The sequence below is a fragment of the Parazoarcus communis SWub3 = DSM 12120 genome (assembly GCF_003226565.1).
GTDB lineage: Bacteria > Pseudomonadota > Gammaproteobacteria > Burkholderiales > Rhodocyclaceae > Parazoarcus > Parazoarcus communis.
In genome coordinates this window covers 63,749-80,324 of record NZ_QKOE01000010.1, presented here as the reverse complement: position 1 = coordinate 80,324, position 16,576 = coordinate 63,749, and the positions used below count along the sequence as shown (strand labels likewise).

The window sequence follows — 16,576 nt, the reverse complement described above, 5'->3', positions numbered from 1 at the left end:
GACTTATGGACAGCGAACTGCAGATGGGATTGATCGGGGCCGGCGTGGCAGCCTTCGTTGCCATCGTGGCCTATAACAAATGGCAGGAGCGCAAGCATCGCAGACAGGCGGAAAAGGCATTCAAGTCCGACCATCGCGATGTGTTGCTCGAGCCGGGCGAAGCACCGGCAGAGGCCCGCAAGGCAGACCGCAAGGAGCCCGGCGAGCGCGAACCGGTGATCGGCGACACGGCACCCTCTTTTGCCGCTGCTGCGCCGCGCAGGGTCTTGCCGGACCTGCCCGAGGTGCTGGATGAGCGTGCGGATTGCATCATCCGCATCGAGGCCATCGAACCGCTGGACGCTCCAAAGCTGTGGGAGGCGCAGCGCGGTGCGCTGGACGGGCTGAGCAAGACGGTGCGCTGGTTTGCCTTTGATGATGCGGCCAATCTGTGGCAGCCGTTGAATGCGCATTCGGCGGGTACCCATCATTGGTTCTGCGCCGCGCTGCAACTGGTTGATCGCCGCGGTCCGATCGGTGAAGCGGACTACCTGCGTTTCTCCGGTGGCGTGCAGCGTGTGGCCGAGCAGTTCCTGGCGGTGCCGGCAGGGTTGCCGTCGCGCACCGAGGCGCTCGGCAATGCGACTGAACTCGACCGCTTCTGCGCAGATGTCGATGTACAGATCGGCATCAACGTCGTGACCGCCAACGGCCAGCCCTTTGCGGGTACCAAGATCCGCGGACTGGCTGAAGTTGAAGGTCTGGTGCTCAATGGCGATGGTGCCTTCCATGCAGTCGATGAAGAAGGCAAGAGCCTGTTTACGCTGTGCAACATGGAGCCGGGCTTGTTCGTGCAGGATGAGATGCGCCATCTGCAGACCAGTGGCCTGACCCTGGTCATCGACGTGCCTTGCGTGGCCAATGGCGCCACCGTGTTCGAACGCATGATGACCTTTGCCAATCAGCTGGCTGGTGCGCTCAACGGTGTGGTGGTCGATGACAACCGTGCGGCCTTCGGGCCGGATGCGGCGGGTCTGATCAAGGCGCAGATCCTGCAGTTCCAGGACCATATGGCCAGTCAGCGCATTCCCGCGGGAGGCCCGCTGGCGCGTCGACTGTTCTCGGCATGATGACAGCAGACGGAGCCCTGGCCGCACGTGCGGCAGAACTGCGTGCCGAGCTGGTGCGGCACGATCATGCCTACTACGTGCTTGATGCGCCGACGGTGCCGGACGCTGAATATGACCGTCTGTTCCGGGAGCTGCAGACGCTCGAGCGGGACCACCCCGAACTTCGCGAGCCCGATTCGCCCACGCTGAGGGTGGGTGGCAAGCCATTGCCGCAGTTCGCCTCGGTGCGTCATCGCGTACCGATGCTGTCCATACGCACCGAGACTGATACCGAAGCCAGTGGTGCGGTGGCGTTTGACGCACGGGTGCGGCGCGAACTGGGTCTGGATGAGGGCGATGCGGCAGTCGAGTACGCAGCCGAGTTGAAGTTCGACGGCCTGGCGATCAACCTGCGCTATGAACACGGCGTGCTGATACAGGCCGCGACCCGCGGTGATGGCGAAACCGGCGAGGATGTCACCCACAACATCCGAACGGTACGGGCGATTCCGCTTCGTCTGCTCGGCATTGCGCCGCCGGTGCTTGAGGTGCGTGGAGAGGTCTACATGCGCCGCGACGACTTCGAACAACTCAACCGCAGGCAGCAGGCTGCAGGCGAGAAGGTGTTCGTCAATCCGCGTAATGCGGCGGCTGGCAGCATCCGCCAGCTTGATCCGGCCATCGCGCGACAGCGCCCCTTGTCGTTCTTTGCCTATGGGTTGGGTGAAACCGTCGATTGGGCCGTGCCGGATACCCACGCGGGTGTGCTTGATGCGCTGGCGGCCTTTGGTCTGCCGGTGTGCGAGCATCGCGCGGTGCTGCGTGGTGCCGAAGGCCTCGCCCAGTTTCACGCCCAGGTCGGTGTTCTGCGCGAGCGCTTGCCCTTCGATATCGACGGTGTGGTGTACAAGGTCAACCGTCGTGCCCTGCAGGCACAACTTGGCTTTGTCACCCGTGAGCCACGCTGGGCGGTGGCACACAAGTATCCGGCGCAAGAGGCCGTCACCCAGCTGCGAGACATCGAGGTTCAGGTCGGCCGTACCGGTGCGCTGACCCCGGTTGCCCGGCTGGAGCCGGTGTTTGTGGGGGGCGTCACCGTGACCAACGCCACCCTGCACAATCAGGACGAGATAGACCGCAAGGACGTACGCATTGGCGACTGGGTGATCGTCCGGCGTGCCGGCGATGTGATCCCCGAGGTTGTGGCACCGGTGGTCGAGCGGCGCACCGGCGAGCTACCGCGTTTCAATCTGATCGAACGTTTTCCGCACTGTCCGGTGTGTGGCTCCCACGTCGTACGCGGCGAGGACGAGGCGGTGGCCCGCTGTACCGGCGGCTTGTACTGCCCCGCCCAGCGCAAGCAGGCCTTGCTGCATTTTGCCGGGCGCAAGGCCATGGATATTGATGGCCTGGGCGACAAGCTGGTTGATCAGCTGGTCGACGTCGGGATCGTGAAGTCGCCGGTCGACATCTACAAGCTGGGTATCCTGGCGCTGGCCAACCTCGAGCGCATGGGCGAGAAGTCGGCGCAGAACCTGCTCGCAGCGATCCACAAGAGTCGTCACACGACGCTGGCACGCTTCATCTTTGCATTGGGCATACGCAATGTCGGCGAGACCACCGCCCGCGATCTGGCTCGGCATTTCGGCAAACTCGACGCCTTGCTCGACGCCGATGCCGAAGCCTTGCTGCAGGTGCCGGATGTCGGTCCGATCGTCGCGCGCAGCATCATCGAGTTCTTTGGCGAAGATCACAACCGGGAAGTCATCGAGCAACTGCGTGCCGCCGGCGTGCATTGGGATGAGGGCGAACCCGTCCGGGCCCCGTCGGGCGAGCTCGCTGGCAAGACTTTCGTACTGACCGGTACGCTGCCCACCTTGAGCCGGGATCAGGCCAAGGCCCTGATCGAAGCCCAGGGCGGCAAGGTGGCCGGTTCGGTATCGAAGAAGACCGATTATGTGGTGGCTGGCGAAGAGGCTGGCTCCAAACTGGTGAAAGCCGAGGAGCTCGGTATCACCATCGTCGACGAGGCTGGCCTGCAAGCCCTGCTGCAAACGGTCGCCTGAGCGTCATCGCATCCCTTTTACTCGAAAGAGCAGAACAACAGCGGAGTCGAACACATGAAGAAAGTCACCAAGGCGGTATTCCCTGTCGCAGGCATGGGTACTCGCTTCCTGCCCGCGACCAAGGCCAGCCCGAAGGAAATGCTGCCCATCGTCGACAAGCCCTTGATTCAGTATGCGGTGGAGGAGGCCGTTGCTGCAGGCATCACCGACATGATCTTCATCACCGGACGTACCAAGCGCTCGATCGAGGATCACTTCGACAAGGCCTACGAACTCGAGACCGAACTCGAAGCCCGTGGCAAGAAGGAACTGCTGGAAATCGTCAAGAAGACCGTACCCAAGGGCGTTAACTGCATCTACATCCGTCAGCCTGAGGCGTTGGGTCTGGGGCATGCGGTGTTGTGCGCCAGCCACGTCGTCAGCGACGAGGCCTTCGCCGTCATTCTGGCCGACGACCTGCTGGACAACCATGGTGCTGCACCGATCATGGAGCAGATGGTGGGTGTCTACAACTATCACCGTTGCTCGGTGCTGGGCACCATGAACGTTCCACGCGAAGAAACCCGCCAGTACGGTATCGTCAGCACAGAGGGGCAAAGTGGCAACGTCCAGCGCGTGACCGGCATCATCGAAAAACCCAAGCCTGAGGATGCACCCACGACCCAGGCCGTCGTCGGTCGCTACATCCTGACCCCGCGCATCTTTGACCATATCCGTGCGCTCAAGCCTGGTGCCGGTGGCGAGTTGCAGCTCACCGATGCGATTGCCTCGCTGCTCAAGGAGGAGGCCGTGTTGTCCTATCAGTTCGATGGCGTGCGCTACGACTGCGGCTCCAAGCTGGGTTACCTGCAGGCAACGGTCGAGCTGGGTCTGCGTCACCATGAAATCGGCGAAGCCTTTTCGGCCTATCTGAGCGGTCGCTTCGGTAACAAGTGATTCCTGCCGGACGGCACGGCCTGGCTGTCGCCAGGTATTTGTCCAGACGAGGTCTCGAGCTTGGCAGAACAGGTGTCTGCAGAGACCTTCGTCCAGGCGCTTTCAAGTGTGCTGCGTGTGGCCCAGGCGCCCGGAAATGGCCCGGGCGCAGTTGAGCACTTTTCTTGCGGTATCGCCGTTCCAGTCCGTGTCGAATGCGCCGGCGGGGCCCATCGCGGTGATGGCCAGTGCCAGTGCTCCGCTGTTATCGAATACCGGCGCCGAGAACGCGTTGATACCGGGAATCGGGTGACCGAGTGCGCGCGCCAGACCATGCTGGCGAACCTCTTCCAGGGTTTCGTCGACATGGCGTTGTGACATACGAAGCGCGGGCTGCTCGCCACTGGTCAGTCGTGCCAGTTCTTCCTCGACCAGTGGACGGGTGATGCGCGTTGGCAGGAATGCTGCGAAGACCCGGCCGGTGGCAGTCAGCATCAGCGGGGTCATGACGGTGCCAGGCCGCATGTTGACGTGGATGGGCCTGCGGCATTCCTCGATACGGATGATGGTGGGCCCCTGGTTGCCCCAGACCGCAATCGCCACATTCAACTGGATATCGTCGGCCAAGTTCGCCACCTCGGGCATGGCAGCTTTCAGAGGATCCAGTGCGTGAAGTGCGGTAAGCCCCATCTGCAGGGAGAACGGCCCCAGGCCATAACGACCGGTGAGCCCATCCTGTTCGATCAGGCCAAGCTTGCCGAAGCTGACGAGATAGGGGTGTGCCTTGGCCGGCGGCATTCCGGCCTCGCGGGCGAGGTCCTTCAGCATCATCGGCGTGCCGTTGCGCACCAGGGCCTGCAGCAGGGTGCCCCCAACTTCGATGGACTGGATACCGCGGCGATCGGCCTTTTCACTGGCAGGATGCTCGGTTGAGATGGCGTCAGGTGCGGTGCTGAGCATGGAGGATGGCTTCGGCATGGAGTTAGGGGCAGGTCTTTGGGCGGTGAAGGCTTGAATAGCCTTGAATGCGTTTTACTTGAACGAATTGTGTCGCATATTGCCTGAGCCTTGGAAGAGCTTGCAGTTATCGTTGTCGATCATGGAGGCAGCAGCATGCGTCTGACGGGATTCAAGGGTGAAATGATGCGAGGCGCCAGGGTGCGTCGCAGGGTGTCGGGTGCCGTTGCGGCGCTTGCATTGATTGCCGGAGTGGTGGGCGGCATGCCAGTTGCTGCAGCCGATGGAGTCAGGGTCGTGCAGGTGGCTCGCGGACTGGATACGCCGTGGGCGCTGGCCTTCTTGCCGGATGGGCGTCTGCTGGTCACGGAGCGGCCCGGGCGGATGCGTGTTGTTTCCGCCGATGGCACGCTCTCTGCGCCGATTGCCGGACTGCCCGAAGTGCAGGCGCGCGGGCAGGGTGGTTTGCTGGATGTGGTGCTCAGTCCGTCGTTCGAGCGCGATCGCACGATCTTCTTCTCGTTTGCACAGCCGACCGAGGGTGGCGCGCGTACCGCAGTGGCCCGTGCTGTGCTCGATCTGCAGGGCCTGCGCTTGAACGAGGTCAAGGTCATCTTTGCGCAGAAGGATGAGCCATCGGGAGGACATCACTGGGGGTCGCGACTGGTGTTCGATCGCCACGGTATGCTTTTCGTCACCTTGGGTGACCGTTTCAGCGGGCGTGACAAGGCTCAGGATCTGTCCAGCCACCTGGGCAAGATCGTCCGTATTGCGCCGGATGGTTCCGTTCCGCCGGACAACCCCTTTGTCGCTAAACCTGGTGCGCTACCCGAGATCTGGTCGTATGGGCATCGGAATGTGCAGGGGGCGGCCCTGCATCCGGTCACGGGAAACCTGTGGGCGCACGAGCACGGTCCGCAGGGGGGCGATGAGGTCAATGAGGTGTTGCCGGGGCGCAATTACGGCTGGCCGGTGATTACGTATGGGCGTGAGTATGTGATCGGGACGAAGATTGGCGAAGGGACGGAGCGCGCCGATGTGCAGCCACCCAAATTGCAATGGACGCCGTCCATCGCACCGTCTGGTATGGCGTTCAGTACCTCGTCGGTCTATCCGGGCTGGCAGGGGGATCTGTTTGTCGGGGCGCTGAAGTTTCGACTCGTGTCACGTCTGAGCGAGCAGGGTGACAAGTTGGTGGAGCGCGAACGCCTGCTGCAGGATGCCGGCAAGCGGATCCGCGATGTCCGGCAAGGCCCGGACGGAAAGCTGTGGGTGCTGGATGAGACCGATGGCGCGGTGTTGAGGCTCGATCCGATCTGATCCGTGTCATCGGATCGGAAGGCAATGTCCGGTCGGTGCTAGACTCGGCGTATTCCATCCCGGTGAGTCGCAATGAGTCTGTTCGATGCCCTGCGAAATCTGTTCAAGGCGCCGCCGGTGCCCGCCCGGCCCTATCAGGGCTTGCGAGAGCGATCCGTACAGTGCCTGGGGCCGCATGGCCTGCACCGGATGGCGTACACCGAGTGGGGCGAGCAGGACAATCCGCGGGTGGTCATCTGCGTCCATGGGCTGACGCGCAACGGTCGGGATTTTGACGATCTGGCCCGGGCGCTGGCACAAGACTACCGGGTGATCTGCCCGGATGTGGTCGGGCGTGGTCGCAGCGACTGGCTTGGGGTCAAGAGTGACTACGGGTTTCCGGTGTACGTTGCGGACATGATCACGCTGATTGCGCGGCTTGATGTCGAGACGGTGCATTGGGTCGGGACATCCATGGGCGGACTGATCGGCATGCTGATCGCCAGTCAACCACATGCTCCGATCAGTCGTCTGGTCCTCAATGACGTCGGGCCGGTGATCACTGCGGCATCCTTGCGCCGTATCGGCCAGTATGTGGGCACTGCACCGCGGTTCGCGAGCATGGCCGATGCCGAAGCCTATATTCGTGAAGTCAGCGCACCCTTTGGGCCATTGACCGATGCACAGTGGCGTCATCTGACCCAGTACACCGTACGCCCCGTCGAGGGCGGCTTTGCCATGGTCTACGACCCGGGTATCGGCGATGTCTTCCGGCAGACGCCCATCCTGATGGATGTCGATCTATGGGATACCTATGACCGCATCCGCTGTCCGACGCTGGCCCTGCGCGGCGCGGAATCCGACCTGCTGGAGCAGGTCACGCTCGAGGCGATGGGAAAGCGCGGACCTTGTGCGCGTACGGTGGAGTTCGCTGGCATCGGTCATGCCCCCATGCTGATGGATGCCGGCCAGATCGCAACCGTGCGGGACTTCCTGCTGGAGGTTTGAGTCCCGCTGCTCGATCAGATGCGGAAGTGGCTGACGCTACTCTGCATCTGGCTGGCCACATTGTTGAGCGTCTGGGCCGAGCGGGCAGCTTCGGCAGTGGCGGCGCTGGTTTCTTCAGCATGGGTGGCAATCTCTTCTATGCGCTTGGCAACCTCGGACGAGGCCGCCGATTGTTCGCGTAGTGCCACATCGACTTCGCTGACCAGTTCGGCAACCTGGCGGGCGATGTCCTGCAGCGTACCGATGGTGTCGCCGGCCTGCCGGGCATGATCGACGCTGTTCTGCACGGCACCCACGCCACGATCGATTTCGGTAACCACTTGCTGGGTCGAGTTCTGGATCGACTCGACCATGGCGGTGATCTCGCGCGTCGATTGTGCGGTGCGTTCGGACAGCTTGCGAACCTCATCCGCTACCACCGCAAAACCGCGGCCGTGTTCCCCTGCACGTGCCGCTTCAATTGCGGCATTGAGGGCAAGCAGGTTGGTCTGCTCGGCAATGTCCTTGATGACCTGGACGATGTTGGAGATTTTTTCCGATTCGATTGCCAGTCCACCGATGCGCTCGGATGCGGTGGTGACGACGCCGGAGACCTGATTGATCTCATCGATGAGTTGGTCGACCGTCCGACGCCCTTCTCGCGCCTGACGGTCGGAGTCCTGAGCGAGTCGGCTGGCATCACCCGTGTTGTCGGAGACGTGATTGATCGAAACCGTCAACTCTTCGACGTTGGCTGCAATCGCCGATGAGGCGCTGCTTTGAACCGCGACACTGCGCTCCATCTGCTGCACGCCATCACCCAGTTCGCGCCCGGTGCTGATCAGGGCATTGGCGTTGTCGCGGGTGGCACGAATGGTATCGCGCAGCGCTTGCTGCATCTGCTTCATGGCGCCGACCAACTGTCCGACTTCGTCCCGGCTGGCTTCAGGCAGGGAGTCATCGGCAAGATTGCCCGACGATATCTTGCCGGCAGCCGACACCAGTTGTTGCAGCCGGCTGCTGATCAGGCCGGCAACCCATATGGACATGCCAAGCGCCAACACCGGCCCAAGGACTACGGCACTCCAGCCGGCAAGTGTGGCCTGATCCCTCGCAGCTTTGGATTCGGTACTGAGCGCTGCTGCGGCGTCCTCGTTGAACTTGACCAATGCATTGACTTCGTCACGCAATTGGTTGGCTCGCGACACCCACTCACTGTTCTGCAACTGTGTCGCCTCGTCCCCCCTGCCTTGCTTGAGCAGTGCCACCGCACGCAGCACGCTTTCCTCGTAGGCGGCCGCTTTTTCCCTGACCCGGCCAAGAATGGCACGGTCGGTGTCGCTGGAGATCAGTGGAACATAGGCGTCGATGGATTCGATCAGGCTCTTGTTGAGCGATGCCATCGAGGCTTCGAGTTTCTCGCGCTCGCCGGGCCGTTGCTCGAGCATGTACTCGAGACTGCGGATGCGGTAACGCAAACGGAACTCGCCAATCTTGCCTGCCTGAACGATCGATGGCAGAGCATTGTCCGATACCTCGTTGGCCAGGCTGCCAACGCGGGCAATCTGCAGATTGAGAAAGATCAGCGCCAGAATGAAGATGCCGCCGGATACGGCGAAGTTGACCAGCAGCTTGCCTCGCAAGCTGAGATTGTGAAACCCGTTCATGATGCGTCTCCCCCTTTGCATGCTTGGTCATCCGCGTCTGCGCGCGTCGTCGGCGCGCAGATCGGCAAGCACTATTCGATGTATGGGTAACGGCAGCGCCCTGGCATTACTTTAGGCAGAATATCAGCCAGTCGCGGGGCGGCTCAGTCGTCCGTTGTTCTGGCGACATGGCGGATTGAGGCGGAATTGATGCAGTAGCGCAGTCCGGTAGGTGGGGGACCATCTTCGAATACATGGCCAAGGTGGGCGCCACAGTGCTGGCAAAGCACTTCGGTACGGTGCATGAAGTGACTGTGGTCGTCCCTTGACTCGACGTTCTCGGGCGCTGCGGCCGTCCAGAAGCTGGGCCAGCCACAGCCCGCGTCGAACTTGTGCTCGGCATCGAACAGGGGCGCGTCACAACAAACGCAGTGGTATTCACCGGGACTCCAGAAGTCCCAGTATTCACCGGAAAAGGGCCGCTCGGTGCCCTTCTCCCGGGTGACGTGAAACTGGATGGAGGTCAGCAGGGTCTGCCATTCGGCATCGGATTTCTCAATGCTGCGGCTCATGATGCGCTCCGGTTCATGGTAACGACGTCGGGTTCAATGCAAGTGGCGCGGCACTTGTTCAGTGTGCGTCTCGGGCATCTCGGCATGGGCCACTTCGCCCTCGGGTGAGGGATACATCGGCGCGCCGCAGTCATCACAGTATTCGAGCGGAAAGCGATGTTCGTGGATCAGGACGTCGGTGACGCCGCACTCCCGCAGCACGGTTTCGATTTCGCTGGGGGTATCCACCGCATCTCCTTCGTCCCCAAGCAATGGCCAGACCACCCCATGTACCACCTCGTCCCGCCCGCTCAGCGTGAAACCGATGCGATACTCCTCGACCTGATTGTCCGAGAAGGGGGCGATCACGGCGCGCAAGCTGGTCGCCGGTGCGTCGAGCGCAGTGCCGAGAAAGGCGACCGATGCACGGATGGAGTAGGGCCGGCTGGCCTTGTCGGCGGCACGGCAGGCGGCGAAATACGCTTCGGGCAGCACGAACTCCAGTGTGCAGCCAGGCAGCAGTGGTGCCAGGCAGGCTCCACCCTGGGCGCGCCATTGGGACAGCGCGTGTTCGCGGCTGCCGTCGAGCTCCTGCCAGCGGAACAATGCGTTCCCCTTGGGCGCGGCGACGGCTGCCAGCAGATAACGGGTGTCGGACAGAAACTGCGAGGTTTCCGGCAAGCCGTTGGTCTCGATATGGACGTCCTGACCGTCGAGTGAGGCCCGGCACATGGTGCGGCCAAAGTCGGCCGTGGCGCAGTACCCCTGAGGGAGCTGATCCGGACTGAACAGAAAATCGGCCAAGGCAAGGCGTGCCCCATCGGCCAGTACGTGGGCCTGCAGGTGCACCCGCAGATTGGTCAGCACCGCAGGCGGCAGGGTGGTTGCGGGAATGCGGAAACGTGACCACGCCAGCACCGGCGCTGCGATCAGCAGGACGTCGTGGTCTTCCGCCAGGCCGGCGACCGATTCGGTGCGCGATTCGATCATGTCGGCAAGTTCGTCATAGCCGGGGGTGTCGTTGGCAAACAACTGGTCGAGCGCGGCGTTGAGCGTGTTTTCGTCCTCGCTTTGCAGCGTGCTGTCGATGCTCGCAGCCAGGCGCTTTTCCCAATAGCGATCCTCGACACGGCTGCCGGATTCGGCCAGGCCCGATGCGAGCCAGACGAGTTGTTCGGCGAGGCGGCCAATGCCACCGCGGCGCTTGATGCGCGGTCTTGTCATCTGATGTCCTGTTGATGCGTTTTGCGACCCGGCATTGTGCCGGTCACGTGATTCAATTCTAGCCCAGACAAAAGCTGGAGGCGCCCCAACTCAGTATGCGGGGCGGTTCAGGCGTACGGTCTGGAGGATGGTGGCCGAGATTTCTTCGATGGACTTGGTGGTGGAGTCCAGCCAACGGATGTTTTCACGACGCATCAGTTTCTGGGCTGCATCGATCTCGTACTTGCAGTTCTCCAGCGAGGCGTAACGGCTGTTGGGGCGGCGCTCCTGACGGATCTGCGACAGACGCTCCGGGGCAATGGTGAGACCAAACAACTTGCCGCGATAGCGATGCAGTTCGCCAGGCAGCTTGTTGCGCTCGAAATCTTCCGGAATCAGCGGGTAGTTGGCTGCTTTCACGCCGAACTGCATCGCAAGGTATAGACTGGTCGGTGTCTTGCCCGAGCGCGATACGCCCACCAGCACGACATCGGCCTCGGCCAGTTCGCCGTCGTTGGAGACGCCGTCGTCGTGTGCCATGGCAAAGTTGATCGCTTCGATGCGGTTCTTGTAGTCGTTGCTGTCGGCGATACCGTGAAAACGACCGACGGCGTGGGTGGAGCGCTGCCCGAGCTCGGTTTCCAGCGGGCCGATGAAGCGCTCGAACAGATCCAGGAACAATGCATCGGCCTTGCGCAGTGCACCAACCGTGTCCGGATTGACCAGGGTGCTGAACACGATCGGGCGGGTGCCGTCGGTACGGAACGCATCACGGATCTGCGCGGCGCAGTCGATGGCCTTGTCCAGGTCGTCGACGAAAGGGATCCGCACCTGGCGGAAGCGCGCGTCGGGAAACTGGGCAAGCAGGCTATGGCCCAGGGTTTCCGCGGTGATGCCCGTACCGTCGGAGATGAAGAACACGGTACGCGTAGGCAGATTGCTCATGTGGGACGGCTCGCTTGGCTATGGCTTACGGATATTGGGGCAAACCCTGTCGTGCGGCAGGGCACCATTGTTGGATAGAATTCGGTCTGAATTTGTATTTTGCGTTCTCTTTATCGTTTCCGGAAGCCACTCATGACCCGTTACGTCATTCCCTTCGCTGAACTTCGCATGTCCGATGTCGACAAGGTCGGCGGCAAGAACGCCTCGCTTGGCGAGATGATCAGCCAGTTGCCCTCCAGTGTCCGCGTCCCGGGCGGCTTTGCCACCACGGCAGATGCCTATCGCGAGTTCCTCGCCCACAACGGATTGGCTGCGCGAATCGAGAAGGCGCTGGAGACCCTCGACGTTGACAATGTCGACGCGCTGCTCAAGGTCGGTGCCGAGATCCGTCAATGGATCGTCGATACCCCGTTCCCGGCCCAGCTCGAGGCCGACATCAAGGCCGCTTACGAGCAGATTACCTCGGAAGGTGAGGGCAGCTTCGCAGTGCGTTCGTCCGCGACCGCCGAAGACCTTCCGGATGCCTCTTTTGCCGGCCAGCAGGAAACCTTCCTGAACATCCATGGCTACGAGAACATCCTTCATGCGATGAAGGAAGTGTTTGCTTCCCTGTACAACGACCGCGCCATCGCTTACCGCGTGCACAAGGGATTTACTCACGCTGAAGTCGCCCTGTCGGCCGGTGTGCAGCGCATGGTGCGCTCCGATACTGGTGCATCGGGCGTGATGTTTACCATCGATACCGAATCCGGCTTCAAGGATGTGGTTTTCATCACTGCGTCCTACGGCCTGGGTGAGACCGTGGTGCAGGGGGCGGTGAATCCGGACGAGTTCTACGTACACAAGCCCACGCTGGCACAGGGCCGTCCGTCGGTGGTGCGCCGCAACCTCGGTTCCAAGTTGATCAAGATGGTGTTTGCCGACAAGGCAGAGGCTGGCCGTTCGGTGCGTACCGTCGATGTGCCGGAAGCCGACCGCAACCGCTTCTCCCTGACCGATGAAGATGTGCTGGAACTGGCCCGCTACGCGGTGATCATCGAGCAGCACTACGGCCGCCCGATGGACATCGAGTGGGGCAAGGATGGCAACGACGGCAAGCTTTACATCCTGCAGGCCCGCCCGGAAACGGTGAAGAGCCAGGACAGTGGCTTGGTGATGGAAAAGTACCGCCTCAAGCAGTACGGCAAGGCGCTGACCCACGGTCGTGCAATTGGCCAGAAGATTGGTGCGGGTACGGTGCGCGTGGTCAAGGATGCGTCGGAGATGAACCGCGTACAGGCTGGCGACATTCTCGTCACCGACATGACCGACCCCAACTGGGAGCCGGTCATGAAGCGCGCCAGTGCCATTGTCACCAACCGCGGCGGTCGTACCTGCCATGCGGCCATCATCGCGCGCGAGCTGGGTATCCCTGCCATCGTTGGCTGCGGCAATGCCACCGATGTGCTGGAAGAGGGTGATTCGGTCACCGTGTCCTGCGCCGAGGGCGACACCGGTTACGTGTATCGCGGCAAGCTCGAGTTTGAAGTGATCACCACCGATATGGGCAACCTGCCCGATATTCCGGTCAAGATCATGATGAACGTCGGCAATCCGGAACTCGCCTTCGAATTTGCCCAGATTCCGAATGGCGGCGTTGGTCTGGCCCGTGTCGAGTTCGTCATCAACAACATGATTGGCATCCACCCGAAGGCCATTCTCGAGCTGTCGCAAGTACCTGCCAGCCTGCGCGACGAAATCACCCGTCGTTCGCGTGGCTATGCCACGCCCAAGCAGTTCTTCATCGAGAAGCTGGTCGAAGGGATTGCCACCATCGCTGCGGCCTTCTATCCGAAGCCCGTCATCGTGCGCATGTCGGACTTCAAGTCCAATGAGTACCGCAAACTGCTTGGCGGAGACATCTACGAGCCGGAGGAAGAAAACCCGATGCTGGGCTTCCGCGGTGCGTCGCGTTACATCGCTCACTCGTTCCGTGATTGCTTCGAGATGGAATGTGCTGCGATGCGCAAGGTGCGCAATGAACTGGGGCTGACCAACGTCCAGATCATGATTCCGTTCGTGCGTAATGTCGAAGAGGCTTCCGGTGTGGTCGAGCTTCTGGCTCAGCACGGCCTGAAGCGTGGCGACAACGATCTCAAGCTGATCATGATGTGCGAGATTCCTTCCAACGCACTACTGGCGGATCAGTTCCTCGAGCATTTCGATGGGTTCTCGATCGGCTCCAACGACCTGACCCAGCTCACCCTGGGTCTGGATCGCGATTCCGGACTGGTCGCGCATGCATTTGACGAGCGCGATCCGGCTGTTCAGGCCTTGTTGTCGATGGCGATCAAGTCGGCCAATCGTCTGGGCAAGTATGTGGGTATCTGCGGCCAGGGGCCGTCGGACCATGCCGACTTTGCCGAGTGGCTGATGGACGAGGGAATTCAGACCATTTCGCTGAACCCGGATACCGTGGTGGCAACCTGGCTGAAGCTGGCTTCGCACAGCAAGGCTTGAGTCTTGCGATTTTCGAGGCGGGGTAACCCCGGCCTTGATGGCCAAAAAGGGCGGCAGTTGCCGCCCTTTTTGCGCTTTTGATCTGGCGTCGATCTGTTAATGTCCTGACTGTTGCGTTTCTGCGACGAGGTGCGATGGGATTGTGACGAAATCGGATGATCGATGCGGATACATCTTGACTTTCGGATTGTCGTAAATCTTCCAATTCTGTCGAATGATGATACACTGCGTGCCTTGTGTTTGACCCAATGTATCGGGGTGTAAGCGTTGCCCCGGGGTTGAAGCTCCTGATAATGCATTCGACGGGCGATCCTCCAGAGGTCGCCCGTTGCAAGTGGAGGAAGTGGATGGCGCTCGTCATTCTTTCCATGCAGCGGTTTGGTCGCTCCAAGGTGCGTACGCTCAGTACGCGGGCGTTGCTCGTGCTGGCCGCCGGTGGTTTGGTCACTGTCGCGGCGGGCGCGTTTGTGATTGGGGTGGGGGTGGGCCGCAGCGGTGCAGAGGTGGTGCCGGCGCCGCTGAGCGTCGATCATCCGGAGGGGCGTTTCCTGGCCGACCGTCTGGGTGAAATCTCGGGCAAGCTCGCACGCCTCGAGAGCGAAGCTTTGACTCTGGCCAAGCGTGTCGGTGTTTTGCGAACCCCGGCGGCTCCTGCGGCAGAGGAATTCGTCAAACCGCCAGCGCTCCAACCTGCAGCGCCCCCGGAGAAGACGGGTTCGAGTGGCGGCCCCATGTTTCCACTTTCACTACCGGATGTGTCGCTTGATGTCGGGGCGTCAGTGTTCGACGATCAGGGCACAGGCCTGTCCGATCTGGAATATGAGCTTGAGCGTCTGAGCGGGGTATTGTTCGAGGTGGATCGGGCTGCAACTGAACTTGATCTTGCCTTGATGGCTTTCCCAAGCCGCAACCCGGTACCTGCTGGTAAGCGCAACTCGTCGTTCGGGTCACGGTTTGACCCCTTCAACGGTCGCAGCGCCTTCCACTCCGGTCTGGATTTTCAGGCGCCCCATGGCACGCCCATTCATGCCAGTGGCGGCGGCAAGGTGGTGTTCTCCGGCTACCACAAGGAATACGGTTACATGGTCGAAATCGATCATGGAAACGGCTTGCGCACGCGTTACGCGCATTGTTCGCGCTTGCTGGTCAAGGTTGGCGATCTGGTGACGCCGTCACAGCGCATTGCTGCAGTCGGCTCGACCGGGCGGTCGACGGGTCCGCACCTGCATTTCGAAGTGCTCAAGAATGGTGCGTTCGTGAACCCGACGCGCTATCTTGCGCGCTCCTGAGCGTTCGGTCGCGCGCGATGAGATGGCTTGGTGGTTACCGCCCCAGTCGTCTGGGCGAGGATGCGGTGAGTGACCGTGATGCGGGTGTGCGGCACAAGCGCTGGTTGCTTGGCGGTATTGGCGTTTTGGTGCTGTTCGCGCTTGCTGCATATGGTTTTGGCATGCAGAAGGCTTCGCGCAACCTGGAGCAGCAATTGGCAGATAACCAGGCTGAGAGCCGGCGCGCTGTTGAAGAGCTGAGCGTAGCCCGGCTTGCACTGGATGTGGAACGTGCAACCCGGTTGGAGCTGGAGCGGCAACTGGCCGACATCAATGACCAGCTAAAGAAGCGCAAGGCTGAGCTGGAGTTCCTCAAGTCGCGCGGCGCCGAAACTGTGCGACAGTAAACCGTCCTGGCTTCAGTTCTTTTCTGTTGTGGGCTCGGTCAGCCATCCCAGACGACGGAATATCACCCAGGCGAACCAGGCCGCGAACCACGTGGCAAAGAAGCTGAACAGGACATCGCTGAGAAAATGTCCGCCTTGGGCAATCCGGCCATAACCTGCGATACCGCCAAGTGCGAAGCCGATCAATGTCCACCGGCGACGTGCCGCGGCGCCGCCGAGAAAACCCAGGCTGACTGCGTAGAAGCCGGCCGACGCATGTCCGCTGACGAAGGAGCAGTTGTTGTCACACTGTTTGGCGGGCACCAGCGCAGGAGTGAAAACGGCGCTACCCCCAAATTCAGCCACCTTTGCAGGCCGGGCGCGCCCCCAGAAATCCTTTAGCAGGACATCGATCAGCAGGCCAGGACCCAGGACCAGCGCGGTAATGAGGTAACCCACCTGGATCCTGCGTTTCAAGCCTTGAGCGCCGCGTTGAAAGGCGTAGGCAAACATGGCGATGAACAGGCCCAGGATGATGGCCTTGGACATCATCGGAATGCCTCGGTAAAGCGCAATCACAAATGCACTGCGTTCGCCGGAAAAGCCCGTCGCGGGGTCGTAGAACTGACTCGTGACCCAGAGGTCGAGCCCTGGCCATAGGGAGAAAATCAGGCCACAGGAGATCATGCTGAACAGCATGGCCAGAGTGAGTGGGCTGATGTGTCGTGAGCTACGCGTTTCCTGCATGGTCTGGAGGGTGGTCATG

Annotated in this window: 14 protein-coding genes; 8 read left to right on the top strand and 6 right to left on the bottom strand. The window is 61.5% G+C overall.

Features of this window, described 5'->3' with window-relative positions; all coding sequences use genetic code 11:
- Positions 1–5: 5 nt before the first annotated feature.
- The 3 genes from DNK49_RS14330 to galU are packed head-to-tail and all read left to right on the top strand — an operon-like array spanning position 6 to position 4,090.
- The gene (locus tag DNK49_RS14330) at positions 6–1,109 is read left to right on the top strand and encodes a cell division protein ZipA (protein WP_110525837.1); all 1,104 of its coding nucleotides are present in this window, start codon (positions 6–8) and stop codon (positions 1,107–1,109) included.
- Positions 1,109–3,154, top strand: a complete 2,046-nt coding sequence (ligA, locus tag DNK49_RS14325) for an NAD-dependent DNA ligase LigA (RefSeq protein WP_110525835.1) — start codon at positions 1,109–1,111, stop codon at positions 3,152–3,154. The genes DNK49_RS14330 and ligA overlap by 1 nt, the downstream gene beginning before the upstream one ends.
- A gap of 54 nt (positions 3,155–3,208) precedes the next feature.
- Positions 3,209–4,090, top strand: a complete 882-nt coding sequence (galU, locus tag DNK49_RS14320) for a UTP--glucose-1-phosphate uridylyltransferase GalU (protein WP_110525832.1) — start codon at positions 3,209–3,211, stop codon at positions 4,088–4,090.
- A 102-nt stretch (positions 4,091–4,192) separates the two neighbouring features.
- On the opposite strand, the gene DNK49_RS14315 is transcribed toward galU, so the two are convergent.
- Entirely contained in the window at positions 4,193–5,029 is an 837-nt protein-coding gene (locus DNK49_RS14315; protein ID WP_243632375.1) for an IclR family transcriptional regulator, read from the bottom strand.
- A 261-nt stretch (positions 5,030–5,290) separates the two neighbouring features.
- Here DNK49_RS14315 and DNK49_RS14310 point away from each other — a divergent pair, with 261 nt between their 5' ends.
- Together DNK49_RS14310 and DNK49_RS14305 are read left to right on the top strand one after the other, a co-directional pair.
- Positions 5,291–6,346: a PQQ-dependent sugar dehydrogenase gene (locus tag DNK49_RS14310; protein ID WP_243632378.1), complete on the top strand. Its 1,056-nt coding sequence runs from the start codon at positions 5,291–5,293 to the stop codon at positions 6,344–6,346.
- A 72-nt stretch (positions 6,347–6,418) separates the two neighbouring features.
- Positions 6,419–7,333, top strand: a complete 915-nt coding sequence (locus DNK49_RS14305) for an alpha/beta fold hydrolase (protein WP_110525826.1) — start codon at positions 6,419–6,421, stop codon at positions 7,331–7,333.
- A 14-nt stretch (positions 7,334–7,347) separates the two neighbouring features.
- On the opposite strand, the gene DNK49_RS14300 is transcribed toward DNK49_RS14305, so the two are convergent.
- From DNK49_RS14300 to ppsR, 4 genes are all read right to left on the bottom strand, one after another.
- Positions 7,348–8,979, bottom strand: coding sequence for a methyl-accepting chemotaxis protein (locus tag DNK49_RS14300; protein WP_110525823.1), 1,632 nt, complete (start codon positions 8,977–8,979; stop codon positions 7,348–7,350).
- 143 nt (positions 8,980–9,122) lie between these two features.
- Positions 9,123–9,530, bottom strand: a complete 408-nt coding sequence (gene msrB / locus DNK49_RS14295; RefSeq protein WP_110525820.1) for a peptide-methionine (R)-S-oxide reductase MsrB — start codon at positions 9,528–9,530, stop codon at positions 9,123–9,125.
- A 33-nt stretch (positions 9,531–9,563) separates the two neighbouring features.
- On the bottom strand, positions 9,564–10,733 hold the full coding sequence (locus DNK49_RS14290) for a DUF2863 family protein (RefSeq protein WP_110525817.1): 1,170 nt from the start codon (positions 10,731–10,733) through the stop codon (positions 9,564–9,566).
- A 90-nt stretch (positions 10,734–10,823) separates the two neighbouring features.
- Positions 10,824–11,657 carry a posphoenolpyruvate synthetase regulatory kinase/phosphorylase PpsR gene (gene ppsR / locus DNK49_RS14285; RefSeq protein WP_110525814.1) on the bottom strand — a complete coding sequence of 278 codons (834 nt, stop codon included), beginning with the start codon at positions 11,655–11,657 and terminating at the stop codon, positions 10,824–10,826.
- Positions 11,658–11,789: 132 nt separating this feature from the next.
- Between ppsR and ppsA the strand changes: the two genes are divergently transcribed.
- The 3 genes from ppsA (at position 11,790) to DNK49_RS14270 (ending at position 15,831) form a co-directional block, all read left to right on the top strand.
- Complete coding sequence (gene ppsA / locus DNK49_RS14280; RefSeq protein ID WP_110525811.1) at positions 11,790–14,156, top strand: phosphoenolpyruvate synthase; 2,367 nt, start codon at positions 11,790–11,792, stop codon at positions 14,154–14,156.
- 347 nt (positions 14,157–14,503) lie between these two features.
- On the top strand, positions 14,504–15,445 hold the full coding sequence (locus DNK49_RS14275; RefSeq protein ID WP_110525808.1) for a M23 family metallopeptidase: 942 nt from the start codon (positions 14,504–14,506) through the stop codon (positions 15,443–15,445).
- 17 nt (positions 15,446–15,462) lie between these two features.
- Positions 15,463–15,831 carry a hypothetical protein gene (locus tag DNK49_RS14270; RefSeq protein ID WP_110525805.1) on the top strand — a complete coding sequence of 123 codons (369 nt, stop codon included), beginning with the start codon at positions 15,463–15,465 and terminating at the stop codon, positions 15,829–15,831.
- A 12-nt stretch (positions 15,832–15,843) separates the two neighbouring features.
- Here the strand turns inward: DNK49_RS14270 and DNK49_RS14265 are convergent, their stop codons facing one another.
- Positions 15,844–16,575, bottom strand: a complete 732-nt coding sequence (locus tag DNK49_RS14265) for a phosphatase PAP2 family protein (protein WP_243632374.1) — start codon at positions 16,573–16,575, stop codon at positions 15,844–15,846.
- Position 16,576: the final 1 nt, after the last annotated feature.